The organism is Rhizobium sp. 18055, assembly GCF_902706285.1.
GTDB lineage: Bacteria > Pseudomonadota > Alphaproteobacteria > Rhizobiales > Rhizobiaceae > Rhizobium.
In genome coordinates this window covers 410,709-423,929 of sequence record NZ_CACSKD010000003.1, presented here as the reverse complement: position 1 = coordinate 423,929, position 13,221 = coordinate 410,709, and the positions used below count along the sequence as shown (strand labels likewise).

At 60.2% G+C, this 13,221-nt stretch carries 14 protein-coding genes; 6 read left to right on the top strand and 8 right to left on the bottom strand.

Annotated features, from left to right (window positions below; all coding sequences use genetic code 11):
- The first annotated feature begins 20 nt into the window (after positions 1-20).
- The 4 genes from GVL52_RS30810 to rsmA are packed head-to-tail and all read left to right on the top strand — an operon-like array spanning position 21 to position 2,930.
- Positions 21-224: a hypothetical protein gene (locus tag GVL52_RS30810; RefSeq protein ID WP_244619120.1), complete on the top strand. Its 204-nt coding sequence runs from the start codon at positions 21-23 to the stop codon at positions 222-224.
- Positions 148-1,071, top strand: coding sequence for a peptidylprolyl isomerase (locus tag GVL52_RS08315; protein ID WP_244619118.1), 924 nt, complete (start codon positions 148-150; stop codon positions 1,069-1,071). Before GVL52_RS30810 ends, GVL52_RS08315 begins: the two co-directional genes overlap by 77 nt.
- Positions 1,072-1,077: 6 nt before the next feature.
- The gene (gene pdxA / locus GVL52_RS08310; RefSeq protein WP_160005709.1) at positions 1,078-2,103 is read left to right on the top strand and encodes a 4-hydroxythreonine-4-phosphate dehydrogenase PdxA; all 1,026 of its coding nucleotides are present in this window, start codon (positions 1,078-1,080) and stop codon (positions 2,101-2,103) included.
- Positions 2,103-2,930 (top strand): 16S rRNA (adenine(1518)-N(6)/adenine(1519)-N(6))-dimethyltransferase RsmA, encoded by an 828-nt coding sequence (rsmA, locus tag GVL52_RS08305; RefSeq protein ID WP_160005707.1) that lies wholly within the window; start codon positions 2,103-2,105, stop codon positions 2,928-2,930. Before pdxA ends, rsmA begins: the two co-directional genes overlap by 1 nt.
- Before the next feature lie 118 nt (positions 2,931-3,048).
- Here rsmA and gmk read toward each other — a convergent pair whose 3' ends face one another.
- From gmk to fabD, 7 genes are all read right to left on the bottom strand, one after another.
- On the bottom strand, positions 3,049-3,729 hold the full coding sequence (gmk, locus tag GVL52_RS08300; RefSeq protein WP_160005705.1) for a guanylate kinase: 681 nt from the start codon (positions 3,727-3,729) through the stop codon (positions 3,049-3,051).
- A gap of 4 nt (positions 3,730-3,733) precedes the next feature.
- Complete coding sequence (locus GVL52_RS08295; RefSeq protein ID WP_160005703.1) at positions 3,734-4,621, bottom strand: YicC/YloC family endoribonuclease; 888 nt, start codon at positions 4,619-4,621, stop codon at positions 3,734-3,736.
- A gap of 18 nt (positions 4,622-4,639) precedes the next feature.
- A complete protein-coding gene (mltG, locus tag GVL52_RS08290; RefSeq protein WP_160005701.1) occupies positions 4,640-5,869 on the bottom strand; it encodes an endolytic transglycosylase MltG in 1,230 nt (409 codons plus the stop codon).
- Between the two features lie 117 nt (positions 5,870-5,986).
- Complete coding sequence (gene fabF / locus GVL52_RS08285) at positions 5,987-7,249, bottom strand: beta-ketoacyl-ACP synthase II (protein WP_160005699.1); 1,263 nt, start codon at positions 7,247-7,249, stop codon at positions 5,987-5,989.
- A gap of 94 nt (positions 7,250-7,343) precedes the next feature.
- Positions 7,344-7,580, bottom strand: coding sequence for an acyl carrier protein (locus tag GVL52_RS08280; protein WP_003502080.1), 237 nt, complete (start codon positions 7,578-7,580; stop codon positions 7,344-7,346).
- 288 nt (positions 7,581-7,868) lie between these two features.
- Positions 7,869-8,606: a 3-oxoacyl-[acyl-carrier-protein] reductase gene (fabG, locus tag GVL52_RS08275; RefSeq protein WP_160005697.1), complete on the bottom strand. Its 738-nt coding sequence runs from the start codon at positions 8,604-8,606 to the stop codon at positions 7,869-7,871.
- A 29-nt stretch (positions 8,607-8,635) separates the two neighbouring features.
- Positions 8,636-9,580: an ACP S-malonyltransferase gene (gene fabD / locus GVL52_RS08270; protein ID WP_160005695.1), complete on the bottom strand. Its 945-nt coding sequence runs from the start codon at positions 9,578-9,580 to the stop codon at positions 8,636-8,638.
- Between the two features lie 206 nt (positions 9,581-9,786).
- Between fabD and GVL52_RS08265 the strand changes: the two genes are divergently transcribed.
- Positions 9,787-10,830, top strand: coding sequence for an aldo/keto reductase (locus GVL52_RS08265; RefSeq protein ID WP_160005693.1), 1,044 nt, complete (start codon positions 9,787-9,789; stop codon positions 10,828-10,830).
- Positions 10,831-10,873: 43 nt separating this feature from the next.
- Here the strand turns inward: GVL52_RS08265 and GVL52_RS08260 are convergent, their stop codons facing one another.
- Positions 10,874-12,367 (bottom strand): Dyp-type peroxidase, encoded by a 1,494-nt coding sequence (locus tag GVL52_RS08260; RefSeq protein WP_160005691.1) that lies wholly within the window; start codon positions 12,365-12,367, stop codon positions 10,874-10,876.
- A gap of 371 nt (positions 12,368-12,738) precedes the next feature.
- On the opposite strand from GVL52_RS08260, the gene rpsF reads away from it, so the two are divergent.
- A complete protein-coding gene (gene rpsF / locus GVL52_RS08255; protein ID WP_160005689.1) occupies positions 12,739-13,209 on the top strand; it encodes a 30S ribosomal protein S6 in 471 nt (156 codons plus the stop codon).
- Positions 13,210-13,221: the final 12 nt, after the last annotated feature.

The following is a 13,221-nucleotide window of genomic DNA, read 5'->3' as shown; positions in this document are numbered from 1 at the left end:
CCGATGGATATCTCCGGCATATGCTGCGCTTTATCGAAGACAGCTATGCCGATGTTATCTCGGTAAGACAGGCGCGTCGCGACGTGAAAGCGCGGCGTCAATGGGAAGGGTCGATAGATGACTGGCGCAAAGAGAACCGTAAAAACGATGATCGCAGGCTTGGCCTTGGCCATGCTAGCAGGGTTGGCTATGCCGCAGGCCGGAACTGCCTTCGCAGCGAGTGAAGTCCGAGTGGTCGTCAATGGCAAGGCCATCACCAGCGGTGATGTCGCCAAGCGTCAGGCCTTCCTGCGCCTCCAGCATCAGAAGGCTGATGCCAAGACCGCCGAAGACCAGTTGGTCGAGCAGACGCTGAAGGAACAGGAAATTTCTCGTGTCCGCATGTCGGTGTCCAAGGATGACGTCGATGCGTCGTTCGGACGGTTTGCCAGCGGCAACAAGCTTTCCACCGCACAGATGACGCAGATCCTCAGCCAGGCCGGTGTTGGCGTCGATCACTTCAAGGCGTTCATCGCCGTGCAGATGAGCTGGCCGCGGCTTGTGAATGCCCGCTATGGTTCCAGCAACAAGATGTCGAACTCCGACCTCGTTGCCCGGATGATGCAGAACAACAAGCAGAAGCCGGAGACCACCGAATACATTCTGCAGCAGATGATCTTTGTCGTGCCTGCCAGCAAGAAGGGCATCGTCGGCAAGCGCAAGAGCGAGGCCGAAGCATCGCGTTCGAAGTATCCTGGGTGCGAGCAGGCCAAGGTATTTGCCGCTACGATGCGTGACGTATCGGTTCGCGATCTCGGTCGCATGCTTGCCCCTGAGTTGCCGCCGGAATGGAAGCCTCTCGTCGAGCAGGCCAAGGGCAACACCACGGCTACACGCGTCACTGACAGGGGTGTTGAATATCTCGGCATCTGCAGCCAGCGCCAGGTCTCCGATGACCAGGCCGCTGAGATGGTCTTCCGCGAAGAAGACCTGAATAGCGCCAAGAGCGGCAAGGGCGCCCCTCCAGAGAACGCAAATGCCACGAAATACATCGAAGAGCTGCGCAAAAAAGCGCAGATCATGCGGCCGTAAGACCCTATGACATTATCGTTTTCGCGCCCGCTCGCTCTCAGCCAAGGTGATCCCGCAGGGATCGGCCCTGACGTAACGTTGATGGCATGGCTGCGCCGCCGCGAGCTCGGCCTGCCGCCCTTTATCTTCATCGGCGATCCTGATGTGCTTGCAACGCGCGCACGGATGCTGGATTTGACGGTGGCGATCCGCGAAGCCGACTGCGCCAGCGCCATGAGCACATTTGCTGATGCCCTCCCCGTCCTGCCGATACCAGCGGGCATCGAGGTGACTGCCGGTGAAGCCCATGTTGCAACGGCCAGGGGTACGATCGCGTCCATCGAACAGGCCGTATCGCTGACCATATCGGGCGAAGCCCTCGGCGTCGTGACCAACCCGATCGCAAAATCCGTCCTTTACGAGAGCGGTTTCCGTTTCCCTGGGCATACGGAGTTTCTGGCGGAACTTGCAACGCGCTCGACCGGCAAGCCGGTCATGCCCGTGATGATGCTGGCCGGGCCGAAGCTCCGGGCCATTCCGGTGACGATCCATATTCCGATCAAGGATGTGCCGCAGGCACTGACGCCTGAACTGATCATCGAGACCTGCCGGATCGCGCATGCCGATCTCGTGCAACGGTTTGGCATTGCCAATCCGCGCCTTGCCGTTGCCGGCCTCAATCCGCATGCCGGCGAAGACGGTGCGATCGGCAAGGAAGATGCGGGCATCATCCATCCGGCGGTCCAGTTCCTGCGCGCCGAGGGTATCGACGCGATCGGTCCTCTGCCTGCCGACACGATGTTCCACGATGAAGCGCGCTCGCGCTACGATGTGGCGGTCTGCATGTACCACGATCAGGCGCTGATCCCGGCCAAGGCGCTCGGCTTCGACGATGCCGTCAACGTGACGCTCGGCCTGCCCTTCATCCGCACCTCGCCCGATCACGGCACCGCTTTCGGCATTGCCGGCAAGGGGCTGGCGCGCGAAAGCAGCCTCGTTGCAGCGCTGAAGCTCGCAGCACAGCTCAGCCGTGTTGCGAAGAGCAACAACTGATGGCCGCACTCGACGGGCTGCCGCCGCTCAGCGACGTGATCAAGCGTCATGGCCTCGATGCCCGCAAGGCGCTCGGCCAGAATTTCATACTGGACCTGAACCTGACACAGAAGGTTGCCCGGACTGCCGGCTCTCTGGAAGGCGTAACTGTTTTCGAGGTTGGCCCCGGTCCCGGCGGCCTGACAAGGGCCATTCTGGCGCTTGGCGCGAAGAAGGTCATTGCGATAGAGCGCGACCCGCGTTGCCTGCCGGCGCTGGCCGAAGTTTCTGCTCATTATCCCGGCAGGCTAGAGGTGATCGAAGGCGACGCGCTGGCGACGGATTTCGAGGCACTGGCGCCTGAAGGGCCGGTGAAGATCATTGCCAACCTTCCCTACAATGTGGGCACGCAGTTGCTGGTCAACTGGCTGTTGCCGAAGCAATGGCCGCCGTTCTGGCAATCGCTGACGCTGATGTTCCAGAAGGAAGTCGGCCAGCGCATCGTCGCAGACCAGGACGATGACCACTACGGACGGCTGGGCGTGCTCTGTGGCTGGCGTACGGACGCGCACATGGCCTTCGACATCCCCCCGCAGGCATTCACGCCGCCGCCGAAGGTAACGTCTACCGTGGTACATCTGACGCCAAATGCAAACCCCATCCCCTGCTCCTTCTCCAATCTCGAAAAGGTGACGCAGGCAGCCTTCGGCCAGCGCCGCAAGATGCTGCGCCAAAGCCTGAAGCCGGTTGGCGGCGAGACGTTGCTGGCGAAGGCAGGCATCGACCCGCAGAGACGGGCCGAGACACTTTCGGTCGAAGAGTTCTGCCTGCTGGCAAACAGCCTGTAGCGCCCTCTGCAGGGCCAGGCGGCCCTGCAATCAAAAATGCATCCAGCTTCACAGATAGAGATCAATGCAGCCGGCAGCCCTCAGGCGCCGGCGTTGCATCGATCGAAATGTCGGCCAGTCAGAGAACCGGCGTTTCTTCGATCAATCTGGTGACAAAGTCGAACATGCCGTAGCGGCGGTCGCGGCGCAGGCGCTCTGCCCGGACGATCGACTGGACAGCCTCAAAGGCAGTGTTCAGGTCGTCATTGACGATGACATAGTCATATTCGCGCCAGTGGCCGATTTCCGAGCGAGAATTCGCCAGACGCGTCGCAATGACCTCTTCCGAATCCTCGGCGCGGCGGTGCAGACGTGACTGCAACTCGGTCATCGTTGGCGGCAGCACGAAGATCGAGACGATATCGGCCTTCATCTTCTCCTGCAGCTGCAGGGCGCCCTGCCAGTCGATGTCGAACAGCATGTCGCGACCGTCTGCCATGGCAGCCTCTACCGGCTCGCGCGGCGTGCCGTAGAAATTGCCATGCACTTCCGCCCATTCGAGCAGCTCACCGCTGTCGCGCATGCGCTCGAACTGCGGGATGGTGATGAAATGGTAGTGGGTGCCGGCGATTTCGCTCGGACGGCGCTGACGGGTCGTCACGCTCACCGAGATTTCGAGGCTGCGGTCGCGCTCAAGAAGGTTGCGCGCGATGGTCGACTTGCCGGCGCCTGATGGCGATGACAGCACAAGCATCAGCCCGCGCCGGGCGATCTTGGTCGGTGTGCTCGACGTTTGGGGGCTCGACGGGGCCGGGCTCATGTGTCTACTCCAAATTCTGAACTTGCTCGCGGAACTGATCGATGACCACTTTCAGCTCAATGCCGGCGGCTGTCACGGCCGCCGCATTGGACTTCGAGCAGATGGTATTCGATTCCCGGTTAAATTCCTGTGCAAGGAAATCGAGCTTTCGCCCGATGGGACCGCCTTTTGCGAGCAATTCGCGCGTCGCCACCACATGCGCCTTGAGGCGGTCGATTTCCTCACGCAAATCGGCCTTTGTGGCCAGCAGCGCTGCTTCGGCGTGGAGCCTGTCCTGGTCGAACTTTCCGGATCCGTCCATCAGCATCGCCACCTGGGCGGCAAGCCGCGCGGCTATCTCGCGCGGCGAGCGCGACGGATCGTTTTCGACGACGAGCGCCATGCGTTCAACAATCGCCACCTGATCCAGCAGGACGCGGGTGAGTGCAGCACCCTCATGCTCGCGCATCTGCCGCAGGTCGGAAAGGGCAAGTGACAGCCCATCCATTATTTCCGCGTCGCGTGCAGCAATCGCCTCGGGGCTGTCTTCGGTCTCGCGAAAATCAATGATGCCCCGGATAGCGAGCAGCGTATCGAGCTTGAGCGGCTCGGGATCGATGATCCCGGCCAGTTGATCGCGCAGTGCAAGGACGGTCGCCAACGCTTCCTGATTGAGAACGCTCTCAAAGCGGTTCTCGCCTGAGGAGACGGAAAGCGACACCTGCATATTGCCGCGGCTGAACTGTTCACCCGCAAGCCGCTTCACGTCGTTCTCCAGCCGCTCGAGGCCGGGCGGCAGGCGCAGGCGCACGTCGAGGCCCTTGCCGTTGACCGAGCGCAGTTCCCATGCCCAGCGCCAGCGGTCGGTGGTGCCTTCGCGCCGCGCAAAACCAGTCATGGACTGCAAAGCCATGGAAGCCTCCGGTATCGGTTAGTTTTTCTTTTTCTTCTGCGTGGGTGCAGCCGGCGCCTCGACGGGATTTGCGCCGTCCGGCTGCCCATCGACGGCGATGTTCGGATCAGCGCCCTTGTCTGCTTCCAGCTTGCGCCAGCGCTTGACGTTGGCATTGTGATCTTCGAGCGTTGCCGCAAACACATGGCCACCACTGCCATCGGCGACGAAATACAGATCCTGCGTCTTCCACGGATTGGCAACGGCCTCGAGAGCATCACGACCGGGATTGGCGATCGGCGTCGGCGGAAGCCCCTTGATCACGTAGGTGTTGAAGGGCGTTTCCTTCTTCAGGTCGGACTGGTAGATCGGCCGATCGGCTGGCTTGCCGTCGCCGCCGAACAATCCGTAGATGATCGTCGGGTCGGACTGCAGCCGCATACCCTTATTGATCCGGTTCAGGAACACCGACGCGACATGGGCACGCTCATCAGGAACACCGGTTTCCTTCTCGACGATGGATGCGAGAACGACCAGCTCTTCCTTCGACTTGAAGGGCAGCGACGGATCGCGCTTCTCCCAGACCTGATCGACGAGCTTCTGCTGAGCTGCCGCCATCTGCTCGATGATCTCGGCGCGCTTGGTACCGCGCGAGAACTTGTAGGTATCGGGGCGCAGGCTGCCTTCAGCCGGGAGAACGGCAGGCAGGTCGCCTTCCAGCACCTGATCCTCGTTCATGCGATTGAACATCTGGCGGACGCTGAGGCCCTCGGGGAAGGATACCGAATAGAGGATCGACTTGCCGGATTTCAGCAGTTCCATGATTTCACTCATGGAAGCATGCGCCTTGATCTCGTATTCGCCGGCCTTGAGGCTTTCGCCTTCGTTCAAGTGCGTTGCCGTCAGATAACGGAAGACGCGGCCGTCGGAGATGATGTTGTTGCGCTCGAGATTGAAGGCGATCTCGGTGATGCCGGCGCCATTGCGCACGATGAAGTTCGTGTTGGCTTCCAGCGGACCCGGGCTCTGATAGGTCGAGATCGCATAGTAGAACACCACGACAGCAACAGCACAGCCAAGCACGACCAGCGTCATCAGGAAGTTCAGGAAGATGACGACCTGGCTTCTGGCCTTCCTGGAGCGCTTCGGCGGCTCGGGCACGCGCTCCGGGCGCAGCGCCTCGGCAGGCGACTTCGGAATGATCGGCCCGTTCTGCGGCTGCTGGTTCTGCTGGCCAGTTGTGTCGTTGCTCTGGTTCGTATCGCTCACCGGCAATCCTCTAAATTTGGCCCCAAAAGCTGCTTCTTGCGAAGCAATGCGGCGAAATGCAGGTGGGCAGCCATCAGATCGAGCTGCCCGGCCCGTTGCGAACGTCGTGAATCAGTCTCAGGCGACGTAGCGGCGCAACACCAGCGATGCGTTTGTACCGCCGAATCCGAAGGAATTCGACAGAGCCACGTTCACTTCTCTCTGACGTGCCTTGTGCGGGACGAGATCGATCTTGGTCTCGCGCTCGGGATTGTCGAGATTGAGCGTCGGCGGCACGACGTTGTCGCGGATGGCGAGCGTTGCGAAAATCGCCTCGATCGCGCCGGCGGCACCGAGAAGGTGGCCGGTTGCGGACTTCGTCGAGGACATCGAGATCTTCGAAGCGCTGTCGCCGACCAGACGCTCGACGGCACCGAGTTCGATCGTATCAGCCATCGTGGAGGTGCCATGAGCGTTGATGTAATCGAGGTCATCAGGCGTCAGGCCAGCGCGCTTCAGCGCAGCCGCCATGCAGCGGCCGGCACCCTCGCCATCTTCCGACGGTGCGGTGATGTGATAGGCGTCGCCCGACAGACCGTAGCCGACGACTTCGGCGTAGATCCGGGCGCCACGTGCGAGAGCGTGTTCGAGTTCCTCGAGAACGACGATACCGGCGCCCTCGCCCATGACGAAACCATCGCGGTCCTTGTCATAGGGGCGCGAGGCCTTGGTCGGGTCGTCGTTGTGCTGAGTGGACAGCGCCTTGCAGGCGGCGAAGCCTGCGAGCGAGATGCGGCTGACGGGAGATTCGGTGCCGCCGGCAACCATGACGTCGGCATCGCCGAATGCGATCAGACGGGCAGCATCGCCGATGGCATGCGCGCCGGTCGAGCAGGCGGTGACGACGGAGTGGTTCGGGCCGCGCAGCTTGTGACGGATCGAGACCTGGCCGGAGACCAGGTTGATCAGACGGCCGGGAATGAAGAATGGGGAGATGCGGCGTGGACCCTTGTCGCGCAGCGTGTAGCCGGCCTCGACAATGCCCTCGATGCCGCCGATGCCGGAGCCGATCAAGACACCGGTGGAGATCTGGTCTTCGTCCGTTACGGGATGCCAGTTGGCATCGTTCAGCGCCATTGTCGCGGCGGCCATGCCGTAGATGATGAAAGGATCGACCTTGCGCTGCTCCTTGGGCTCCATCCAGCTGTCTGCATGGAAGGTGCCGCCGGTGCCATCGCCGACAGGAATGCGGCAGGCGATCTTGGCAGGCAGGTCGTCAACTTCGAATTCGGTTACGAGGCGTGCGCCGTTTTCACCTGCAAGCAGGCGGGCCCACGTCACTTCCGTTCCGCATCCCAAGGGTGACACCATGCCGGTGCCGGTAATTACGACCCGTCTCATCGACTGCATTACCCCGCCTTTTTTGTTCTATGGAGACCATGCCAGAAAATAAAAAGGGCGGACTCTGGGTCCGCCCTTTCAGAAATGCTCAGGATTAAGCCTGTGCCTTTTCGATGAACTTTACAGCGTCGCCGACCGTGAGGATCGAGTCTGCAGCGTCATCAGGAATTTCAACGCCGAATTCTTCTTCGAAGGCCATGACCAGTTCGACGGTGTCGAGCGAGTCGGCGCCCAGATCGTCGATGAAGCTTGCGCCTTCGACAACCTTGTCGGCATCGACGCCAAGATGATCAATAACAATTTTCTTTACGCGTTCTGCGATATCGCTCATGTCGGTTTCCTCGACCTTATATCCTGATCAGAATGCCTTTATGGCACCCTACCCTGTTCAGCCTGCAGCGCCCTTGGGCCACCTTCGGCAATCTCGTTGTACCCGGCTACCAGAGATGTCCCAGGCTTGCACAAAAGCCCGCCGGTCCGTCTTCTTTCTCGGGAGACTGTTGACAGTCATGGCCCGATTAACACGGTTTATGTCTGCCGCAAAGCCAGAAAATCAACCCCATAGGGTTGGTCAACACGCTATTGCGGGGAAAAACGGCCCGAAGGCCAGTTTTCCGTTTCAGATCATGGCCATGCCACCATTTACATGCAGAGTCTGGCCCGTCATGTAGGCCGCTTCCGACGAAGCCAGATAAGCAACGGCGGAGGCGACTTCGACGCCCGTGCCCATGCGCTTCATCGGGATAGCGCCCATGATCGCATCCTTCTGCTTGTCGTTCAGCTTGCCGGTCATGGCGCTCTCGATGAAACCGGGCGCGACGCAGTTGACCGTCACATTGCGGGTTGCGATCTCCTGCGCCAGCGACTTGGTGAAGCCGATCATGCCGGCCTTGGAGGCGCAGTAGTTGGCCTGGCCGGGGTTGCCGGTGACGCCGACGATGGAGGTGATGTTGATGATGCGGCCATAGCGGCGGCGCATCATCGGATGTGTCAGCTCGCGGGTCAGGCGGAACATCGAGGTCAGGTTGACTTCGATGACGTTGTCCCAGTCCTCGTCGCTCATGCGCACGAACAGGCCGTCCTTGGTGATGCCGGCATTGTTGACGAGAATATCGACGCCTTCGAGATCGGCTTCGGCCTTGACGCCGAGCGCCTTGACTTCGTCGCGATCAGCCAGGTTCGCCGGGAAGATCTTGACGCGATCGCCAAGCTCGTTGGCCAGCGCCTCGAGCTTCTCGACGCGGGTACCGTGCAAGCCGACGATGGCGCCCTGCTTGTGCAGGATGCGGGCGATTTCTTCGCCGATGCCGCCAGAGGCACCGGTAACCAGAGCCTTGCGGCCGGATAGATCGAGCATGGAAGGATTCCTTGTAATCGTTAAATCAATCAGGCCAGAAGCGCGGCAACGGCCGCATCGATATCGGCCGGCGTATTGACCGAGATGCCGTTGACGGTCTTGTCGATGCGGCGCGCAAGGCCGGTCAGAACCTTGCCGGAGCCGAGTTCGTAAAGCGTCGTCACGCCATTGGCGGCAAACCATTCGACCGTCTCGCGCCAGCGGACTTGGCCGGTGACCTGCTCGACCAGCAATCCGGCGATCTCTTCGGCATCCGTCACCGGTGCTGCGCGCACATTGGCGATCAGCGGCACGATCGGGTTCGACTTGGCAACGCCGGCAAGCGCTTGCCGCATCGCATCGGCGGCAGGCGCCATCAGCCTGGAATGGAAGGGTGCGGAGACCGGCAGCAGGATGGCGCGCTTGGCGCCCTTTTCGGTGGCGATGGCTGCTGCCTTTTCGACGGCCGCCTTCTCGCCGGAGATCACGAGCTGTCCGCCGCCATTGTCGTTGGCGATCTGGCAGGAGCCGAGCGCGGATGCTTCTTCGCACACGGCGATGACGTCGGCATGCTCAAGGCCGATGATGGCCGCCATGGCACCGACGCCAACCTGCACGGCGGCCTGCATTGCATTGCCGCGGATGCGCAGCAGACGTGCGGTATCGGCGAGCGAGAAGGTGCCGGCGGCACAGAGGGCCGAGTATTCGCCGAGCGAATGGCCGGCGACGTAGGAAACCTTGGCCTTGAGATCCACGCCCTTTGCTTCGAGCACGCGGACCACGGCCATCGACACGGCCATCAGCGCCGGCTGGGCGTTGGCGGTCAAAGTCAGCGTTTCCTCAGGGCCATTGAACATGGTCTCGGACAGCTTCTCGCCGAGAGCGTCGTCAACTTCCTGGAAAACGGCACGGGCCTCGGCGAAATTTTCGGCAAGTTCCTTGCCCATGCCGACGGCCTGGCTGCCCTGGCCCGGGAATGTGAAAGCGATGGTCATCCTATGTCCTTTTTATATGGACTTCTGGTTATTTGGCCTCCAATTGACGTTCTTTCCCCGAGAGTCAAGTGGCGGACGCCTGCGTTCCAAGGCTTTCGCCTCTGCGACAAAGCCGCACTTTTGCACTTGCGCTTGCACAATTCCGGCCTAAATTCCGGCCCTCTTGCCACGACCTCTTTCTCCGAAAATTAGCCCTAAGGTTACAAATGAAATACAAGAAACTTGGTCGCACCGATATCTCGGTGTCCGAAATCTGCCTTGGCACCATGACCTGGGGCACGCAGAACACTGAGGCCGAAGCGCACCAGCAGATGGACTATTCCGTCGAGCATGGCGTCAACTTCTTCGATACGGCCGAGCTTTATCCAACGACACCGGTTTCCCCGGAGACGCAGGGCCTGACCGAAGACTACATCGGCACCTGGCTGGCGAAGACCGGCAAGCGCAAGGATATCGTTCTCGCCACCAAGGTTGCCGGCCCCGGCCGCTCCTATATCCGTGGCGGCGAAGGTGCCGACGCCAAGAACATCCGGCTTGCGATCGACGTCAGCCTGAAGCGGCTGAAGACCGACTATATCGATCTCTACCAGATCCACTGGCCGACCCGCGGCCACTTCCACTTCCGCCAGAACTGGCATTACGATCCTTACAAGCAGGACCGTGCCAAGGCGCTCGCCAACATCACCGACATCCTGGAAACGATGGGCGCGCTGGTGAAGGAGGGCAAGGTTCGCACGCTCGGCCTTTCCAACGAGACCACCTGGGGCACGCAGAAGTACCTGGCGCTGGCCGAACAGCTCGGCCTGCCGCGCGTCGTCAGCATTCAGAACGAGTACAATCTGCTTTACCGGCACTACGACCTCGACATGGCCGAGATGTCGCACCACGAGGATGTCGGTCTGCTGGCCTACTCGCCGCTTGCCGGCGGCATTTTGAGCGGCAAGTATGTCGGCGGCGCCACGCCGGACGGATCGCGCGGCTCGATCAACGGCGATATCGGCGGACGCCTGCAACCGCTGCAGGAAGCACCGACCAAGGCCTATATCGAGATTGCCAGGCGCCATGGGCTCGACCCGTCGGCAATGGCCATCGCCTTCTGCCTGACCCGCCGCTTCATGACCTCCGCCATTATCGGCGCAACGACAATGGCGCAGTTGAAGACGGATATCGATGCCGCTGATCTGAAGCTTTCGCACGAGGTTCTGGCGGAGATCGAGAAGGTGCATCGCGAATATCCGATGCCGATCTGATCTTGGGGTTTCCGGGCACCCGCAAAACAGGTGCCCGAAAATTCTATTGCAATGCCGCAACAGCGATTGGGCGCTGGCCTTTCTGTAGAAAGCTAATCGACGGTGCGAAGAAATATGCACCACCCATCAGTTTGACGGCTGCTTTAAAATCGAACATTGCACTACTAGCCGTTATTGCATCCGTCCACGCGATATCTGCCGGGCCATTCGGCTGCTGCCCAATCACTGGGTCAACGCCTGTGTTCTGAATCTTGAAGTTCGTGTTGTTGGCCCAGGCACTCTGAGTGAATTCGAACTGCTCCGCAATATCCGACATATAGGCCATGAAGAGTAGCCCTACCTTGCCTGTCGGCTGATCATGGTCGGAGAAATCCTCATCAACGCTCTCACGGTTGCGCTTGCCATAGGTGATACCGCGACGGGCCATAATGTGCGCACGCTCATTATCATCACCAGCCGTCCGCGGATTCGTCTTGCGGATATGCGCTTTGAACGGACAGGTTGCGGTCAGTGGATCACTTTGATTGTCGCCAGCGTAATTGAAATCATTCGTCGGCACGCCCGCCTGCCCCTCAGGATGCAAGGCGACAGGTGTTCCGTCCTCGAACCGGCCAACAACAAGCGCACCGGCTCTTTCTTCGTCATTTCCGGTCAGTTTTAAGGCTGCTGCCAGCTCTTCTTCCTGCTTCTTGAACAATTGGACGTTCTGTTCCAGCTTGCGGTAGACGAAATAGCTTCCGCAGGAGAAAGGGGTGCATTTCGCCGGATCAGGCACGATGAACTGAGATGGCACGAATGCTTCCGACCACGCCGGGTTCGCTCTGAAATCTTCCACTAGGAAGAGTGGCTGACTGACGCCATCGACATATCCGAAATGCTCTAAGCCCTCCCCCTTGGGACTGCCGTTCAACTGCCGGCGCCGTTGGGCCTCTCCCCGGTCGACGCCGAGCACCGTAACGCCTGCATCCATGAACGCATCCTTCAGAGAATTGACGCCCGCGGAAACGAGGCCGGCATCATCGTCGGCGATCAGGACCATCGCATCAGGGTTTCCTTTGCCAGGATCCCATGGGCCTCCTCTCTCCCAGCCAGACCGTGCCGGGTCATTGATTCCCGGGAAATCCACCGGAATGTTCTTGAACCTGAGGCTGGGAAGAGCACCCCGTGCCTGCATCCCGGCCCGGAAGGCAAGATCTGCCGGCATGTCGCTCTGCGCGACGCCGAGCCGCTGATATCCGTTGGCCGTGAGGAAAACGCAAAGCACACGCCCACCACTGACTTTTGTCGCACTGTATGCTGCTGCCGCCCGCAACTGGTCGAGCGCGGATGTTGTGAGATACGATAGCGTTTGCAGTAGCGCCGAAATCTTCTCCTGGGGCATGCCTTCAAAGCTCAGGAAAATATTCGCTGTGTAGTCCCGACCGTGCCCTTTCAGAATGTTGGATTGCAAATCCGTCAAGAATGCGAGCATCCCCGCATCCGATGTCCATGTCTTCCACTCTATTGCGTCATCAAGGATAGCTTGAACCGTTGACATGACTTCCTCCCTCTAGTCGCTACAGTTGCATTTGGTTGTATCTTGTATTTTATGCATCCTATACGCTATACACCCATTGCGAGAGACCGCAATCGATGCACACTTCGATCATCCACAACCAGACCCTTGCGTTTCGTTCAGAAATCCGTATAAGCCGCCTTGTTCGCAAACCCGGTCTTCTGGCTGGTGGCTGAACGGAGGGCCGGCTTTCGTGAGAGAGCCGTCGGAACCGAAGGGTTCCAGCCTCCCGTGTCTCCGCTCTCGACCGTCTCGGAAACGCTTTTCTTGCCTGGGTTCGCCCATCAGGAGCAGTCGTTGAGGCTTAGCCGCCGAATATCGGGTTGAACCAACGCAAGAAAGGCAAAGCTGTCATGGCTCTTTATGAACATGTATTCCTTGCCCGGCAGGATATTTCCGCTCAGCAGGTTGATGCCCTCGTAGAACAGTACAAGGGTGTTATCGAAGCTAACGGCGGTAAGGTCGGGCGCATTGAAAACTGGGGCCTCAAGTCCCTGACGTATCGCGTCAAGAAGAACCGCAAGGCTCACTACGCCTTGATGGACATCGACGCACCAGCAGCTGCGGTCCACGAAATGGAACGTCAGATGCGCATCAGCGAAGACGTCCTGCGTTACATGACGATCGCTGTTGAAGCACACGAAGAAGGCCCGTCTGCCATGATGCAGAAGCGCGACCGCGACGACCGCGGCCCGCGTGATGGCGCCCGTGGCCCGCGTGAAGGCGGCTTCGGCGATCGCGATCGTGGTCCTCGTCCTCCGCGTGAAGGTGGCTTCGGCGACCGTGAAGACCGTCCGCGCCGTCCGCGCGAAGACCGTGTATAAGGAGAACTGAGA